At 42.9% G+C, this 17356-nt stretch carries 15 protein-coding genes; 5 read left to right on the top strand and 10 right to left on the bottom strand.

Annotated elements, in window-relative coordinates; all coding sequences use genetic code 11:
- Positions 1 to 47 precede the first annotated feature (47 nt).
- From ACP26M_RS12550 to trpS, 8 genes are all read right to left on the bottom strand, one after another.
- Positions 48 to 1412 (bottom strand): exonuclease domain-containing protein, encoded by a 1365-nt coding sequence (locus ACP26M_RS12550; protein WP_426589308.1) that lies wholly within the window; start codon positions 1410 to 1412, stop codon positions 48 to 50.
- A gap of 225 nt (positions 1413 to 1637) precedes the next feature.
- Positions 1638 to 3485: a membrane protein insertase YidC gene (gene yidC / locus ACP26M_RS12545; RefSeq protein ID WP_426589306.1), complete on the bottom strand. Its 1848-nt coding sequence runs from the start codon at positions 3483 to 3485 to the stop codon at positions 1638 to 1640.
- A 22-nt stretch (positions 3486 to 3507) separates the two neighbouring features.
- Positions 3508 to 5118, bottom strand: coding sequence for a CTP synthase (locus tag ACP26M_RS12540; RefSeq protein ID WP_426589304.1), 1611 nt, complete (start codon positions 5116 to 5118; stop codon positions 3508 to 3510).
- Between the two features lie 196 nt (positions 5119 to 5314).
- On the bottom strand, positions 5315 to 6847 hold the full coding sequence (locus ACP26M_RS12535) for an ATP-binding protein (protein ID WP_426589302.1): 1533 nt from the start codon (positions 6845 to 6847) through the stop codon (positions 5315 to 5317).
- Between the two features lie 3 nt (positions 6848 to 6850).
- On the bottom strand, positions 6851 to 7987 hold the full coding sequence (locus ACP26M_RS12530) for an FIST signal transduction protein (RefSeq protein WP_426589300.1): 1137 nt from the start codon (positions 7985 to 7987) through the stop codon (positions 6851 to 6853).
- A 250-nt stretch (positions 7988 to 8237) separates the two neighbouring features.
- Entirely contained in the window at positions 8238 to 8972 is a 735-nt protein-coding gene (gene kdsB, locus ACP26M_RS12525; protein ID WP_426589298.1) for a 3-deoxy-manno-octulosonate cytidylyltransferase, read from the bottom strand.
- Positions 8973 to 8983: 11 nt separating this feature from the next.
- A complete protein-coding gene (locus ACP26M_RS12520; protein ID WP_188831585.1) occupies positions 8984 to 9598 on the bottom strand; it encodes a deoxynucleoside kinase in 615 nt (204 codons plus the stop codon).
- 127 nt (positions 9599 to 9725) lie between these two features.
- Entirely contained in the window at positions 9726 to 10721 is a 996-nt protein-coding gene (gene trpS / locus ACP26M_RS12515) for a tryptophan--tRNA ligase (RefSeq protein WP_426589296.1), read from the bottom strand.
- Positions 10722 to 10758: 37 nt separating this feature from the next.
- On the opposite strand from trpS, the gene ACP26M_RS12510 reads away from it, so the two are divergent.
- The 5 genes from ACP26M_RS12510 (at position 10759) to ACP26M_RS12490 (ending at position 15412) form a co-directional block, all read left to right on the top strand.
- Positions 10759 to 11514: a lysophospholipid acyltransferase family protein gene (locus ACP26M_RS12510; protein WP_426589294.1), complete on the top strand. Its 756-nt coding sequence runs from the start codon at positions 10759 to 10761 to the stop codon at positions 11512 to 11514.
- A 136-nt stretch (positions 11515 to 11650) separates the two neighbouring features.
- Positions 11651 to 11941, top strand: a complete 291-nt coding sequence (gene gatC / locus ACP26M_RS12505; RefSeq protein WP_176623769.1) for an Asp-tRNA(Asn)/Glu-tRNA(Gln) amidotransferase subunit GatC — start codon at positions 11651 to 11653, stop codon at positions 11939 to 11941.
- Positions 11942 to 12081: 140 nt separating this feature from the next.
- On the top strand, positions 12082 to 12822 hold the full coding sequence (locus ACP26M_RS12500; protein ID WP_426589291.1) for an ABC transporter ATP-binding protein: 741 nt from the start codon (positions 12082 to 12084) through the stop codon (positions 12820 to 12822).
- Between the two features lie 66 nt (positions 12823 to 12888).
- A complete protein-coding gene (locus ACP26M_RS12495) occupies positions 12889 to 13704 on the top strand; it encodes a helix-turn-helix domain-containing protein (RefSeq protein WP_426589289.1) in 816 nt (271 codons plus the stop codon).
- 58 nt (positions 13705 to 13762) lie between these two features.
- Positions 13763 to 15412: a serine hydrolase domain-containing protein gene (locus ACP26M_RS12490; RefSeq protein WP_426589287.1), complete on the top strand. Its 1650-nt coding sequence runs from the start codon at positions 13763 to 13765 to the stop codon at positions 15410 to 15412.
- A 136-nt stretch (positions 15413 to 15548) separates the two neighbouring features.
- On the opposite strand, the gene ACP26M_RS12485 is transcribed toward ACP26M_RS12490, so the two are convergent.
- The gene (locus ACP26M_RS12485; protein ID WP_426589285.1) at positions 15549 to 16172 is read right to left on the bottom strand and encodes a hypothetical protein; all 624 of its coding nucleotides are present in this window, start codon (positions 16170 to 16172) and stop codon (positions 15549 to 15551) included.
- Positions 16173 to 16245: 73 nt separating this feature from the next.
- The gene (locus ACP26M_RS12480; RefSeq protein ID WP_426589283.1) at positions 16246 to 17271 is read right to left on the bottom strand and encodes a chitinase; all 1026 of its coding nucleotides are present in this window, start codon (positions 17269 to 17271) and stop codon (positions 16246 to 16248) included.
- Positions 17272 to 17356: the final 85 nt, after the last annotated feature.

Genomic DNA, 17356 nt, shown 5'->3' with positions numbered 1-17356 from the left:
GGTCTAACTTACGAAGTTTTTAAAACTTCGTAAGTTAATATTAATCATTACCCAAACACCACCATCCTGTCCGGATATTTTGAAGCATAAGTTGCTACAATATTTTTGATATAGTCATTCCCCGGATAAGGTGTGAGATAGCTTTTGAGTTGCTGTATGTTATTGGCATCAAAATAATGGGAGATATAGCCCATACCATAAAACTGGCCTTTCTCCACCAAAATACAGCTGTGCTCATCGCCGGTACGGCCCTCATCCCTGATTGCATAAGTTGGTAAAGCCTGTTTAAGCTGATCGATGGCGTTGTTGACCTTTTCGTTATAACTGTCTGGAGGTTCAACACCTTCGCAGGCGCAGGTATTTCCGGCTGCACTGAGGCAGGGCTCATTGTTTTTTTGTATAAAACAAAGCTTAGGACATAAATCAAATGCTTCTATCAGTTTGTTGAGCAGGTTATAGCCATCAAGCAGGGAATTGCAGGTGTATATCGGGTCGCTGTATTTACGGTATTTATCAACCGCAAGGCGAATGTACCCGCGTTGATCTTCAAAAGCGTAAAGACAGAAAGCGTTTTCAAAACGTTTTAATGAGCGATTGTATTTAGGCCACAGGCGTTTGATCTCGATGGCTTCCAATACAAAAGCAATGAGTTCGGTGCCGCAAACCTGATAGCTAACCTGGTGAATATTGCGCAAAAATTCCTGTCGCTGAAAACCCGGGTTGTTGCCAGTAAAATGGCTGCTTACCCTTTTTTTAACGTTTTTGGCTTTACCTACATATATCACTTTGCCTTTTTGATCATGAAAATAATATACGCCCGGTGTATATGGCAACTGGTCAATGTCTTTTTTGGATAAGTTGGGTGGCAGCACCTGATCTTTTGAACCTTGCTTAAGCGACTGTTTGATGTGGTTCTCTGTATCGCTTTTCAGCAATAAGGTAAACAGCTCGGCAGTAGCTTCAGCATCGCCCATGGCACGGTGGCGGCTTTGATTATCTATACCCAAATGTTTACACAATCTGCCAAGGCTATATGAAGGCAAACCTGGCAATATCTTACGCCCAAGCCTTACAGTACAAAGCTTATTTGTTTGCAGATCATATCCCGCGGCAGCAAGATGATATCTGACAAAAGAAAAATCAAAATTTACATTGTGCGCTACAAAGATTTTGCCGTGAATGAGGTGGTAAATATCAGCTGCCACATCCTCAAAAGAGGGGGCATCCTTTACCATCTCGTTGGTAATACCTGTTAAGGCGCTGATGTAAATAGGGATCTCGCGCTGCGGGTTAACAAGTGTTTCAAACCGCTTTACTACTTTTTTACCGTCATGTATGCATATGGCTATTTCAGTGATACCATTAGCGCTGGCATGCCCCCCTGTAGTTTCTATATCGACAATTGCATACATGATATTTCAAATGTAATACAAATTTGCTAATTATTTTAGTGATGAAATGTAAAAAAACGTCATTGCGAGGAACGAAGCAATCCCCGACTTACAGAGCCGCCCTGACAATTCGCGATTGCTTCGTACCCCGCAATGACGATTGTAAAAAACAAAAGCCCCTGAGAAACTTTCCCAGGGGCTTAAATATCTTTCGGACTTTCCGACTGCGGACTTCCGACTAAAGACTTAAGACTTCTTATTCTTATTAGCCTGTATCTGTTGTTGCTGGCGCATCATCTCTTCCATTTTGGCACCAAAGCCTGATTTTTTCTTCTTGGTATCTTCAGGTTTCTTTTTATTCTCCTGGATCTGGGCATGGATTTTTTTATCATCAACCATGAATTTGATCAGGTATTGCTGTAAAAAGGTGAACATGTTGGCCAAAAAGTAATAATAGTTCAAACCGGCAGGGTAACTGTTAAGCGTGAACAGGAATACCAGCGGAGTGATGTAGCCAATGTATTTCATTTGCCCTGTAGCACCGGAGATCTGGTTATTGAAATAAGTATAGATCAACGTTGAAATGGTCATCAGTAAACACATTAAGCTAATGTGGTTAACACCGCCAAGGAAAGCTATTGGAGCAAATTTAATAACCGAATCATAAGTTGAAAGGTCATGCATCCACAGAAAACTTTCGCCCCTTAGCTCAAACAAACTCGGGAAAAAGCGGAAGAACGCGATAACTATCGGCATTTGGATGAGCAATGGTAAACAGCCACCCAATGGATTAACACCTGCTTTTTTGTAAAGCTTAAGATACTCCTGTTGTAGTAATGTAGGGTTATCCTCACCAACTTTAGCTTTAATTTCATCCATTTCGGGCTTCAGCACACGCATTTTGGCCATTGAAAGGTATGACTTGTAAGTAAGAGGTGATAATACCAGCTTAAGCAATACAGTCAATACCAGGATGATCAAACCATAGTTCCAGTTAAACTTGTTAAGGAAGTTAAATACCGGCAATACCGCGAAACGGTTGATGTATTTTAATGGTCCCCAGCCAAGGTTAACCAGTTTATCAAGGTCATGCCCCTGGTCTTTAAGCGTATTAAAACGGTTAGGTCCAAAGTAAAACTCCAAAGGTAAAGAACCATCAGCGCTGCGTGCAAGCGACAGGTCGGCTTTCATTTGTTTTACATCGGTGGTATCATTAAAATCAGTAGCAACAGCAATATCTGTTTTAGTAATGCCGCCCTTAGCTATCAACACATTTGAAAAGAAGTGCTGTTTAAAAGCAACCCAGGCCATTTTTTTATCGCTGATAGTTTTTTGATCGTCTTTGCCTTCGCTTAGGTAATCAGCGTCTCCATCGGTATTGTAATAGTACACCGTTGAATACTGACGCTCCATTTTGATGTCTTTTTCCTGTTTGTGCAGGCTGGTGGCCCAGTTAAGGTTAATGGTGCTGCTGTTGGCAATAACGCCGTCAAGGCCGGTAGGCTTAATGGTTAAGCCAAGTTTAAAACCATCACCTTTTAAGCTGTATATATAATCAATATATTGGGTAGGGCTGTAGCTTAAACGCATAGTAACCGAACCGGAATCTTTTTCGGCTATATTAAGTTCCTTTGTACTTGAGGTAAAATAGTAATTGTTGGTGTTGATATTGGCAACACCGGCAGCAAACTTCAATCCAAATTGGTTATTGTCGCCGCTGAAAAGCACCAGGGGCTTCTTATCAAAAGTTTTGTAGTTTTTTAACTCAACGGAAGCTACCTTGCCTCCATGGGTGCTTAATTTAATAAGCAACTCTTTATTACCGATAGTAACAAACTCTTCTTTACCAACAGATGCGGCGCCAAAAGGCATTTTCAATAAAGCCGAATCAACTTTGGCTGTTTTGGCGGTATCAAACTTAGCTGTGGTTTTAGCAGCAGCGGCAGCTACAGCGGCACCAGCTTTTTTCAGCGAATCCTGGTGCTGTACTTCGCGCTCTTTTTTAAGGTCGGCTTCCGATGGCTTTAAAAAGTATATCGAGCCGGCAATGATCGCCATGATCAGGAATAATCCTGTAAACGTATTTTTATCCATTATCTAATTATCGTACAATTACTTATTTTTTGCGGGCATAAGCCAGCGAAGCGGCGACAAAGTTAATAAAAAGTGGGTGCGGATTAGCAACTGTTGATTTTAATTCTGGGTGAAATTGCGAACCGACAAAAAACGGGTGGTTTTTAAGCTCTACAATCTCCACCAGGCCATTGTCAGGATTTATGCCAGATGGGGTAAGGCCGGCGGCCTCATATTGCTTAAGGTACTCGTTATTAAACTCATAACGGTGACGGTGCCTTTCCGAAATGTGGTTTTTGCCGTAGATAGCAGCTGCTTTAGTGCCTTTTTTAATATCGCAGGGATAAGCGCCTAAACGCATAGTGCCGCCTTTCAGGGTGATATTTTTCTGATCTTCCATCATGCCGATAACCGGATGTGGTGTTTCAGCGTTCATTTCGGTACTGTTAGCATCCTCAAGGCCCAATACATTACGGCCAAACTCAACTACCGCACATTGCATACCTAAACAGATACCAAAGAAAGGGATATTATTTTCGCGTACATGGCGGATAGCCTGGATCTTACCTTCAAAACCACGCTCGCCAAATCCTGGGGCAACCAGTACGCCGTGTATGCCCTTTAATTTTTCAACAGCGTTTTCTGGCGTAAGCTGCTCCGAAGGGATATATTCAATCCGCACTTTACATTCCTGTTTAGCGCCTGCATGGATAAAGGCTTCGGTAATGGATTTATAAGCATCCGGCAACTCCACATATTTACCAACCAGCGCAATACGTACATCGGCGGTCGGGTTTTTGAGGCGGCCAAGAAATTCCTTCCAGTTTTCGAGGTTTGGCTCGTTTTTGTGCGGAAGTTTTAATTTGGTCAATACGGTTTTGTCAAGCTGTTCTTTCAGCATTAACAAAGGCACGTCATAAATACTTGGCGCGTCAATCGATTCAATCACCGCGTTGATATTTACGTTACAGAATAGTGCAATTTTTTTGCGGATATCATTGGTAAGGTGGTGTTCGGTACGGCAAACCAAAATATCGGGCTGGATACCATACTCTAATAACATTTTTACAGAGTGCTGCGTAGGTTTGGTTTTTAATTCGCCTGCCGCTGCAAGGAATGGTACCAGCGTAAGATGAATAACCAATGAGTTGCCCGATCCAATTTCCCAGCGGAATTGTCTTACAGCCTCAATATATGGTAATGATTCAATATCGCCTACAGTACCGCCAAGTTCGGTGATCACAATATCGTAATCGCCGCTTTCGCCCAATATGCGGAAGTTCCTTTTTATTTCATCGGTAATGTGGGGTACTACCTGTACAGTTTTCCCTAAAAAAGCCCCTTCACGTTCTTTATTAATTACATTTTGGTAAATGCGGCCGGTAGTGATGTTGTTGGCTTTTGAAGTAGGAGTGTTCAGGAAACGCTCATAATGGCCAAGATCAAGATCGGTTTCGGCGCCATCTTCGGTAACATAGCATTCGCCGTGCTCATAAGGGTTAAGCGTTCCCGGATCAATATTGATATAAGGATCAAACTTTTGGATGGTTACACGGTAACCGCGCGATTGAAGGAGTTTGGCTAAAGAAGCAGAGATTATACCTTTTCCTAACGATGAGGTAACACCGCCCGTAACAAAAATATATTTAGTCATGATTTTTTTTGAAAATGGCCTGGCTTTATACCGCGACCAATTGTTTCTGTACGGGATACAAAAGTAAGAAAATTTTCACGCTTCGCCGTATCTGTTTTTAAAAAATGGAACTGTAAATATCTTTTGTTTGTAATTGGTTTTTACAGAGTGTATTATGTGCGTTTTTTTGAACAGGTGTGTCAAAACGAAAGCTATGTTACACGCTTGCCCTTTGCCTGGTATACAGTTCAATCTTGCGGTGCAATTCATTAGGGTTAAAGGGCTTGCTCACGTAATCGTTCATGCCAACGGTAAATGCCATATCCTGGATATCAAGCATGGCAGATGCAGTAAGGGCTATGATAGGCAGTTTTTTGTACTTATCGCCAGGCAGCTCACGGATAGCGCGGGTAGCCTGGTAGCCATCCATTTCAGGCATTTGCAAGTCCATCAAAACCATATCATAGTCGTGGGTTTGCACCAGCATCAGAGCTATCTCGCCGTTTTCGGCCACATCGCATTCAACATCCCATTGCTTCATGAATTGTTTGGCCAGTATTACGTTGATCTGGTTATCTTCGGCAATTAGCAGCCTTGTACCCTTAAGACTTTTTAAGCGATAAAACTCATCACTATCGGCTGTGCTGCTTAATTGTTTTTTGCTGTTTTTAAAGGTAAGGGTAAAATTAAATACCGAGCCTTTGCCATATTCACTTTCAACGGTAATATCGCTGCCAAGCAGTTGGAGCAGGCGTTTGGTAATAGTTAAACCCAAGCCTGTACCGCCGTATTTGCGGGTTGTATCTGAACTGGCCTGGTTAAAGCTTTCAAAAATATGATCAATTTTATCGGGCGTTATACCTATCCCGGTATCGGATATCTCAAAATCAATGGTTGATGAGTCAGTTGTGTTGCTTGCTAACGATGCGGTTACCGTTACTTTTCCTTTATGGGTAAATTTAACAGCATTGCTCATCAGGTTGGTGAGGATTTGGCCCAAACGTACCGGGTCGCCAATAATGGCATTAGGCAAATCCTGGTCCATCATCAGTTTTATCTGGATATTTTTTTCGTTTGCCTTTTGCAGCAGGGCAAGACGGATATTTTTGATCAGATCGGTAAGACTAAAGTCAACGCTTTCAAACTCAACACCGCCAGCCTCTATCTTGCTGAAATCCAATATGTCATTGATGAGCACCAGCAGGTTTTCAGCCGAAAACTTAAGGAAGTTCAGGAACTCCATTTGCTCGGGTTTGGGATCCTGGTGGATGAGCAGGTGAGTAAAACCAATAACGGCGTTCATTGGCGTGCGGATCTCGTGGCTCATAATGCTCAGGAATTGCGCCTTGGCCATGGCCGCTTTTTCGGCAAGTTCTTTTGAATGGATCAGGGCAACTTCCAGTTCTTTAGCTTTAGCTATGCGCTCGTGCAAAAAGCTGATGATATGGATCAGGTCATCGTCTGAGTCAGAGATGTTTAACTCCACATCGGGATTAAGTGCCCTGATGGCTTCTTTAAGCTGAGAGATAGAACGCTGTTTGATGTCATTTTGCAACCTCAGGTCATCAGTAACGGTTACGTATTCACGCTCACTTACATTAAAGGCATGGTCTGCAAGCTTTATCGATTTTTCAAAGTTTTTGAAGCTATTGTTTACTGCATCTAAAAACTGCAAAATAGCGCCATCTTCCAGGTATTGTTCGGGGAGCAATTTTTTTATCTGCTTATCCAATAAGTGATGGTACTCCATAAATCAGTGTTCGGTAAAGGTTGTGATGGTCATGGTTTGGTTATGCAATTCGCAGTTCGACCCTTTATTGAGAGGAGATAACTCTCCATACGAATAAAAGCCGGCCATAGCTGTTTTATTGCCGAAAATATGTTTGGCTGCCATTAATTCCTCGTCTGTGCGATCATTAAGTACCAGTTTTCGGCCCACGCAGCTAATCAATATGGCCAGATCAGCATGCTCCGGCCCGGTTACGGCGTCGGCAGCGGCCGATGAAGAAGCACCGATCAGTTTTTCAAAGTTGGCTTTCATCAGGCGTACTTTACTCCCTTCGGGCAAATTGCCGGCAAAGGTCATTGATTTTTTGTGTTCGTTAACGCTCAATATAGTTCGCACCAGTTTTTTGTCAGAGCCTTCAATGCTTAATGATAAAGGGAACAGCAGGGCCGAACCGGGCAGTTCTTTAGCATACTCACCTAAATATTCTTTGTAAAGATCGAGCGCGCTTTTACCATCTATCTCAAAAAGTACATTTTTATCCGACCTGGTAATGCTTCGCTGAGGTCCAAACTCTTCCCAGCCCCCGCTTGAGCCATGGCTGATATGCAGGCTATCGCCATAGAAGCCTATGGCGATCACATTACCTTGCGCGGGGACAGCATTAAGGCTGGTAAATGTGCTGTTAAATCGCGCTGCATCGCCGGCCAGCCCTCCGGTTACGGGAACCTTACCGGGATTATCGCGGTTAAAGCCGTCAACCAGTTCACTTCCGTTTATAAAAGTGCCATCGGATATAATGAAAACACAATTTAAGCCTTTTTTATCCAATTGCGCCATCAGGAAAGCCCCTGTTTCGGCACTGTTGGCCTGTTTGTTTACATGGGTAGTTGTACACGCTATGGATGATTTTTCCAGTTCAATTGCGGTTACTACAATGCTATCATCATATACATCGCTACCCATGATCTCACCGGCGGTGGAGGCAAAAACAACATTAGCAATAGGATAGCTCTTTTTAAGATAATCATAAATTTCAGGACCGGTAATTAATTTCGGTGCACCGAAAGCAAGTACCAACTGACATTTTTCAGCACTAAATTCAGGGTCTGTAAAGTAATTTATCCAACCCTTGTTTACAAAATGATGCTGCCTTATCTTCATGATGATTTTAGGTTAATAATATGGTGATGCTACAGATGAAGTTAATAAATTAAGAAACAAAAATTGCTTGAAATATGAAAGTATTAAACAGCTTATTGTTTACAGAAAATTCATTAATTATAAATATTGGAATTGTGTTTTAATAGTTTAAATTGGACTTTAATACAGTACGCTTGATCTTATACGTATTAAGAATAACAAGGTTATCAGTACGGGAAGTGTTAGTCTATTGGGAGGGTTGAATCAGAAACTATATGTCAAACTTCAGTCTCTCCAGATCTTCAGGCACATCAACGGCATGGGTTTCCAGCTCGGTTTCGGCCACTTTGATACGGTAACCATTATCTATCCAGCGAAGCTGCTCCAGGCTTTCGGCTTTTTCAAGCGGGGATACCGGTAGTTTGGTAACTTCCTGCAATATATCTGCACGATAACCGTAAATGCCAATGTGTTTAAAAAAGGTGTGAAATTCGAGCCAGTTCTCGGGCTCCTGGCCGCGGATATGGGGCAGGGTAGCGCGGGAGAAATAAATAGCTTCGGATAATTTATTGATCACCACCTTGGGCGAATTGGTATTATGCAGTTCCTGTTCGGTCAGGATCCTTTTTACCAGAGTGGCCAGTTGGGTACCAGGATCGTTAAAGCAGGCTGTTAGTTTGGCGATCTGCTCAGGGTCAATAAAAGGCTCATCGCCCTGGATATTGATGATCACGTCATACCCGGGGTGCAGGCGGGCAACTTCGGCACAACGGTCGGTGCCGCTTTGGTGGTTGGTACCTGTCATTACCGCAACGCCGCCAAAACCGTTTACGTGGTTAAAGATCCGATCATCATCGGTAGCCACGATAACCTCGCTCAGGCTCCGGCATTTTTTTGCCTGCTCGTATACCCGTTGGATCATGGTTTTACCACCGATATCAACCAATGGTTTACCGGGAAAACGGGACGATGCATAACGGGCTGGGATAATGCCTAAGATTTTCATTGAGTGATTTTTTAAAACAACCCGTTAATCTCCCTTTCAATCAAGTTTACAATGGTAGCCATATCCTCGGTATTGTTAGCAAAATCAAGATTGTCTTTATCAAGGATGAGGAGTTTGCCCAATTTATAGTTGTTGATCCATTTATCATACTTTTCGTTCAGTTTAGAAAGATAATCTAAACGGATGCCTATTTCGTACTCTCGGCCGCGGCGCTGAATATTGCTTACCAAGGTAGGCACAGATGCTTTAAGGTAAACCAACAGATCGGGCGGTTTAATAAACTCGGTGATATTTTGAAAAATTGATTCGTAGTTTTCGTAGTCGCGCGTGGTCATCAGGCCCATATCATGCAGGTTTTCGGCAAAAATATAGGCATCTTCATAAATGGTGCGGTCCTGTATAATATTATGCCCGCTTTTTTGGATATCGATGATCTGGCGGTAACGGCTATTCAGGAAATAGATCTGAAGGTTAAAGCTCCAGCGTTTCATGTCGCTGTAAAAATCCTCCAAATAGGGATTGTTATCTACAGCTTCATACAAAGGGTCCCACCCGTAATTTTTAGTGAGCATTTCGGTAAGGGTGGTCTTTCCGGCGCCTATATTTCCTACAATAGCTATGTGCATATATTTTAGTTCATGGGTTATAGTTCATGGTTCATAGCTGATGTTTTTTTGACGAAGAACACCCGCTGTTTTGAAATGAACTCCGACTAATATACACTATGAACTATGAACTATCAAAGCCCGCTATTTAAAATTTCCGGAAGCCGATGATCTCTCTAACTTCTCTTATCGTTCTTGAAGCGCTTTCGCGGGCCTTTTCGGCACCCATTTCGGCTACCTTACGCAGGTAATCAGCGTCGTTGGCAATGGCATTGATCCTGTCACGGATAGGGGCTGTTGCCAGTACCATATCTTCGGCAAGCTGTTTCTTTAAATCGCCGTAACGGATAGCCATTTTATTATAAAGCCCGTCAAAGTGGGCGAGGGTATCAGGGGTGGAAACAACCTTCATTAAATCAAACAGGTTTTGGATCTCCTGTGGTTTTTGCTGGTTTTCAACAGTAGGGCCGCTATCGGTTACCGCGCGCATTACTTTTTTGCGGATGGCTTCAGGTGTATCGCCCAAAAATATAGCATTGCCTTCGCCTTCTGATTTGCCCATTTTTCCCTTGCCATCCAATCCCGGAATTTTTACCAAACTTTCGCCAAAGCTAAAGGCAAAAGGCTCGGGGAAATAATCATGGTTATATAGCCTGTTGAAACGGTTGCCAAAAGTGCGGGCCATTTCAAGATGCTGCTCCTGATCTTTACCTACAGGCACTTTAGTAGCTTTGTGGATAATAATATCCGCAGCCATTAAAACCGGGTAGGTAAGCAAGCCGGCGTTCACATTTTCGGGATTGGCGCGTACTTTATCTTTAAAAGAAGTTGCGCGTTCCAGTTCGCCCAAATAAGCGTTCATGTTCAGGTACAGGTACAATTCAGTAACCTCCGGAACGTCGGATTGCACGTATATGGTAGCCTTTTCAGGGTCGATGCCCGCGGCTAAATATTCTATCAGCACCTGTTTTACGTTGCCATGTAAGTTGGCAGGCGTAGGGTGTGTAGTTAACGAGTGGAGGTCGGCAATAAAGAAAAAGCAGTTGTATTCATCCTGCATTTTTATAAAGTTTTGCAACGCCCCGTAATAATTTCCTAAGTGTAAGTTTCCGGTCGAACGGATGCCACTAACAACAGTCTCCATAGTGTGGCGAAAGTAAGGAATTTTTCTATTTTTGGTAATGATGAAAATGATATTGAGAAAAGTACACGTATATCTTTACATTGTGAGCGTGGCCCTGGGCTACGTTATATTATGGCCTTTTTTCTATTATTTTTCGCGTAAGCCCGAACGCTATCATACGCTCAATTCATTCAGAAGGGTTTGGGGATTAGTGAGTTCTGCTTTTGCAGGCATATTTTACCATTTTGAATATGAGCAACCGATTGACTGGAGCAGGCCTTATATCATTTGTCCTAATCACACCTCAAACCTTGATATTTCGGCTATGTGTATCCTGGTTAAAAGCAATTGCTGTTTTATGGGCAAACATGAGCTGGAAGATGGCCTGGTAACTGGTCTGTTTTTCCGTACAGTAGATATTCCTGTTAATCGCGATAGTAAAATGTCGTCGTTTAGGGCGTTTAAAAAAGCATCCGAGAAATTACAGGAGGGCATTTCTCTTATCATTTTCCCCGAAGGCGGTATTTCAGATCATTATCCTCCGCAGCTTTGCACTTTTAAAAATGGTCCTTTCAGGCTGGCTATTGAGCTGAAAATACCTGTCATCCCGGTATCGTCGGCAAATACCTGGCAAATACTTTGGGATACCGGCATTAAGCACGGCAGCAGGCCAGGGGTCTCTAAATTTAAGGTTCATAAGCCTATTGAAACCGCACATCTGAGTATTGACGATGCCGATGCTTTACGGGATGAGGTATTTGAAATTATGAACAATGATTTAAAGTTTGAAGGCGCTGTTTCTACCCTGGCTTAGGCAATAATATGACAGCAGACCGGGAATTTGTAATATATTTGTGCATAAACCCATTGAAGCGGCCCATTTAAGCATGGATAATGCCGGCGCTTTGCGAGATGAGGATCACGCTATTATAAAATAAAAAACAACAGGCATGACCATTGATAAAGAAACCGTTGAAAAAGTAGCCCACCTGGCCCGCCTTGAACTTACCGAAGCGGAAGTACAGGATGCAATGAAGGATATGAGCAAGATCCTTGATTTTATGGCTAAATTGAACGAGGTGGATACCACAGGTGTTGAACCGCTGGTTTACATGACCACCGGTGCCAACGTGCTGCGAGAGGACGTAGTTAAACAACAAATTACCCACGAAGAAGCTTTGGAAAATGCCCCAAAACATGATGATGATTACTTTTTAGTAGCCAAGGTGATTGAGAAATAAGTTCCAGGTCTGAAGTTCTAAGTCCGAAGTCTTCAGTCGAAAGTTAGAATAAAAAACGACTTTCGACTAAAAACTTAAGACTTTCGACTTCCCGGCTGTAACATTCGGTACCCCAGTGCAGTCCAAACAAAAAATAATTCATGGAGCCAATAAATACTGCCAAGCCGTTAATAACCATAAAAGATATCGGGCGTAAATATGTAATAGGTGCCGAGGTGATCCACGCACTTAAATCTGTTTCGCTTTCTATCAACAAAGGCGAATTTGTGGCTTTAATGGGGCCTTCCGGCTCCGGCAAATCAACCCTCATGAATATTTTGGGCTGTTTGGATACCCCAACCAAAGGACAGTATATCCTTAACGGAATAGATGTGAGCCACATGACCGATAGCCAGCTCGCCGAAGTACGTAACTCGGAAATTGGTTTCGTGTTCCAGACTTTTAACCTGCTGCCCCGTAATACCGCTTTGGATAACGTAGCGCTGCCACTGATCTATGCTGGTGTCAATAAAGAAAAACGTAAGGAACGTGCCGGCAATGCATTGAAAAATGTTGGTCTTGGTCACCGTATGGATCACAAACCAAACGAGCTTTCGGGCGGGCAAAGACAGCGTGTTGCTGTGGCAAGGGCGCTGATCAATGATCCATCCATTATACTGGCCGATGAGCCAACAGGTAACCTTGATACCAAAACATCCATCGAAATCATGGGCCTTATCGAAGATATCCACGCCAAAGGTAACACCATTATCCTGGTAACACACGAAGAAGATATTGCTTTACATGCCCACCGCATAGTGAGGATGCGCGATGGATTGATAGAAAATGACTACGTTAATACCAATGTTCAAACCGTTGACCGCAGGGTAGAGGAGGTGTAAGGCCCCCCGGCCCTAAAGGGGGAGTGATAGTGTTTATTATCTACCGTATAATGCAAATCTATCTCCGTGAAACAACTACAAACAGGCAGCTTCTACGGGCAAACAAATCAAACAACACATTTACAGGGTATCACCATAACTGATACCGAATATACCCTTGATAAGGTGGACTGGCACTACCATGAAAATGCCTACTTCACTTTTATATTGGCCGGGAATGTTATTGAGGGCAATAAAAAGGAGGTTTATCATTGCCCAGCAGGTACTCTGCTGTTTCATAACTGGCATGATCCGCACTATAATATCAAGCCCAAAGGCTTTACCCGCGGCTTTCATATTGAATTGCAAAAGTGCTGGTTCGATAATTTGGACTTGAAACAGAATAAACTGGAAGGCAGCTTTGCCATTCAGGACCCGGATGTAAAATTTCTTTTATACCGAATCTTTAAAGAATCAAAGATTTGTGACGAGCAGACCGCAATGACTGTAGAAATATTATTACTGCAAACGCTTAATAAAATGCAGGTAAACAACGCCGGCATGGCACGACAAATTCCTGCATGGGTTGGCAAGCTGAAAATGTTGCTGGCCGATGATCCTGCACGGAAGCATACGCTTTCCGAACTTTCCGGGCTATTACAGCTCCACCCGGTTCATTTATCCCGTGATTTTTCCAGGTATTTCAATTGTACCATGGGCGAATATATCCGCAAGCTCAGGATTGAAAAATCGTTCGCTTTATTGGCAGATGGCGGGTTATCCTTAACAGATATCGCCTTTACCTGCGGATTTGCCGATCAAAGCCATTTTTTACGTTGCTTCAAACAGTTTGGCGGCAGTAACCCGTCGGCATATCGTAAGTTTTTATTAAGGCCATGTTAATTCTGTTCTATTTTAAAAGTGTTGATAGAAGCAGATTTGTAATATCTAAACAATTAAAATGAAACGTTATTTACTCATAATCTCCATTATACTTACAACCGCCTGTAAAACATTCGCCCAGTTAGGCAATATCATCGAACCTGAACCGATAACTTCCGCCCTTCAAAAAGGCAATATGGGTAAGGTTGTTTTTGGTGCGGATACTATCCCGCTTGAAAAACTGGAACAAACCGATCTGTTAACAAGCTATGAGGCTAAACCTGCCAATAATTTGTACATGCGGCTTTTGCTGGCCAATTCATTAACCAATTACCAGCATAGCTTAGCGCCGTCGTTAAGTGTTGAGCAACTGAACCAGGGTAATTTTCAGTTTGTTTTTTATGTAGATGGCAGGCAGGTTTACCGGGAAAACCTGCATAAAGGAGCCAATTTGCCCATCGTAAAAAATACAAAGACCACCATTTTTGTTCCGTTCATCAGTAGCCGGGGAGAAGATTCATGGGGGCGTTTTTTATGGGGACGGTTTATGGCCCATGGCGGGGAAGATGCGCTTACAACAGGTACGCACAAGCTCAAAATTGAAGTAAGGCCCTATGTTGCTGTTCCTGATTTGAAAGTAGGCGAGCTGATAGCACAGGGTGAGATCAGGTTTACCGTACCGGCAATTGATCCAAAAGATGCCGAATTGCAGCCCATAAAGCCCCGCAGCGGCTGGCAGGTATCAAAAAATGATTTTGATAAAAGGAAGATCATGGAGATGAATGCCCTTATTGCCGGCAACAGGTTTAAACAGATCACCAGCGTGGTAGTGATCAGGAACGGCAAGTTGCTAATTGAGGAGTATTTTAACGGCAGCGCGCGCGATTCATTACACAATCCCCGTTCGGTTGGTAAAACATTTGCTTCGGCCGTGATGGGGATAGCAGTTCATGATGGCTATATCAAAAGCGTTGATCAAACCTTAAAGGAGTTTTATGACCTTAAAAAGTTCAGTAACTACTCGCCTCAAAAAGAAAATGTAACGCTAAAAAGCCTGCTTACCATGAGCTCCGTTTTTGATGCGGATGACAACCAAAGTGATTCGCCGGGGAACGAAGAAAATATGTACCCCACCGATGATTGGGTTAAATTTACCCTCAGCCTTAAAACAGACAGCAATAAAAGGGCAGGTAAACAATGGAATTATTTTACAGCCGGCGTGGTGGCATTGGGCGATATCCTGAATAAATCAGTGCCCGGCGGGCTTGATAAATATTCGGCCGAAAAGCTGTTCAAGCCATTGGGCATCAGTAATTATCGCTGGCAGTACACACCACAGAATGTACCCAATACCGCGGGCGGCCTGCAAATGCGCTCGCTTGATTATGCCAAATTCGGGCAATTGTATAAAAATGGCGGTGTATGGAATGGCAAACAGGTAATTTCGCAAAACTGGGTTAAGGAATCATTTACCAAACATCTTACGTTACCAAAAGATGTGGTAGGTGAGGGCTTTTACGGTTACCTGTTCTGGAACAAAACCTATACGGTAAACAACAAAGCTTACGAAACTTACTACTGCTCAGGCAATGGCGGCAACAAGATCTTTGTTTTTACCGATGAGCCACTGGTAGTTGTTATAACCGCCGAGGCCTACAACACGCCCTACGCGCATTCGCAGGTTGATAGAATGATGAAAGATTATATTTTACCGGCGGTGTTGAAATGATTTCTGTAGGGCGCATAATTGCGTCTCTGAATATATGGGTAGGATAGGTGGCGGGAGACGCAATTATGCGTCTCTACAAACAACGGGAATTATTTTATCTGCTGCTGTTATTACTATTCACATCTAAATTGTATGCTCAATCGCAGGTGGTACATAACCTCGAAACAAACTCTGCCAGGTGCATAGCTTTTTCTGCAGATACGGCGTGGGTATTACCGATAATGAGGGTATGCTCAACAATCTCTATTACAAAATCATCCAGCCTGATATCCATTACCACATTGCGGAAATTACGGTCGGCACCGGTAATTGCTTTTTGGCGGTCGCTTACCAGCATATAAAAAGTGTCACTAAAAGCCTTGTCTTCGGCAAAATCAAGCTCAACCGGGTGGATCAGTTCAATGATCTTGTCAACCAATGTTTCGCGCCTGATGAGTACCCGGCCAAAATCATGCTTTAAATAAGCCAGTGCCCAGGTTTGATATGGTGTGGAGGTTACAGCCTTGCTGTGATGATGCCGAATATGTTTTGACTGGCATTCGGTGAACAGCATATAGCTGTCGTTATTTTTATTTTTTATAGCGTATGATTCCTTTACACTAATGTCGAGATAGTCTTTGAAAATGCTAAACTGCTCTAAATGAAAATCAATATGCCCGGTTTGTTCAATCCTGAATCTGTTTTTCAGGCTATCCAGGATATCACCGAACTGGTCGGTTGCCGGGGGATACAAACCGGCGTTTTCAATAGTGGATTCCAAATGTTAAAGTTTAGTGTTGTATAATGCTAATACAATAATAACTTTTTTGCTTTGAAATTCAAAAATACAGCCGTTAATAATGATAAGGCTTCATTTTACCGCATGAACAAGCGCAATTGGCATCAGTAATCCCTAATTTCTTCAGGAAAAACTGGTAAAAGCCAATCCTGTCGTTCATATTATACATGTTTTCGCCTTTATTGCATTCTACTTCGCCGTTCACGATATTAATGGTCATACCAAAACCAGGTGTGCGGCCTTCGGCTTTATCTTCTGCATTGGGTTGCCATTTGCCTGTCATTACAGCATGCGCCGATGGTTTGTGGGTTTGAGGCGTCATCCAGAAATAGATGGCGGTTTTAAAAGCCATTACCGGGTCGGTTTCTACCATCTCGGGATTTTGGAGCAATATTTTATCATCGCCTAAAATACAATCCGAAGCATAGCCGTAATTGCCGTTATAGCTCAATTGCATTGGTCCGCGGCCATAGTATTTTTTGCCGGCCACGGGTGGGTATTCATCATTTTCGGCAATGTAAGGCAAGCTGGTATTACTTTCGTGGATCAGCATGAGCCCATCGGTATAAGAAGCATTCATGCCATGACGGGTTTCGTGGGCAATGTGCGCAAAAAAAGCCGCGAGTTCCTTTTTATTTACATCGGCACTGTATTCGGTGCAAAAATTGCCATAATCAATGGTGTAGGTACTATCCGGTTTGGCTTTGGCCCATTCTTCGTTCCAATCAACATCCTGGCGTACAACGGCCTTTTTGCCTGTTTTTTTATCGGTACGTATCAACTGGTAAACGGATGTTGCCCGGCGGGTTACTTTTATGCTGATCATGCCAAGCTCATCGGCTGCTTTGATAAAGGCAGCATACGTATAAAATTTATCGCGTTGCGGAAAAAGATCATTAAATTGTTTTTCGCTTAGCAAACTGGCCATGCTTACTTTAGGAGGGGCCGGTTTATCTGCCACGGCCTTGTTACTGTCGCTGCCACTGCTACTTTTACTGTTGCCGCCGCAGCTAAAGCCGGTTGAAAGCAGGATGATAAGCGATAAGGAGAGCAGTTTGGATGATAATATGATCGGTTTCATGAGTTTCACGCTAAGTATGTTTGATGATATCACAGATGCAAGTTTAAGTAACATTTTAAAAATTACACTTCATTGGCAAAAAATA

The sequence above is a fragment of the Mucilaginibacter sp. R-33 genome (assembly GCF_049949235.1).
In the GTDB taxonomy this organism is placed as follows: Bacteria; Bacteroidota; Bacteroidia; order Sphingobacteriales; family Sphingobacteriaceae; genus Mucilaginibacter.
This window is presented reverse-complemented; position numbering and strand designations above follow the sequence as displayed.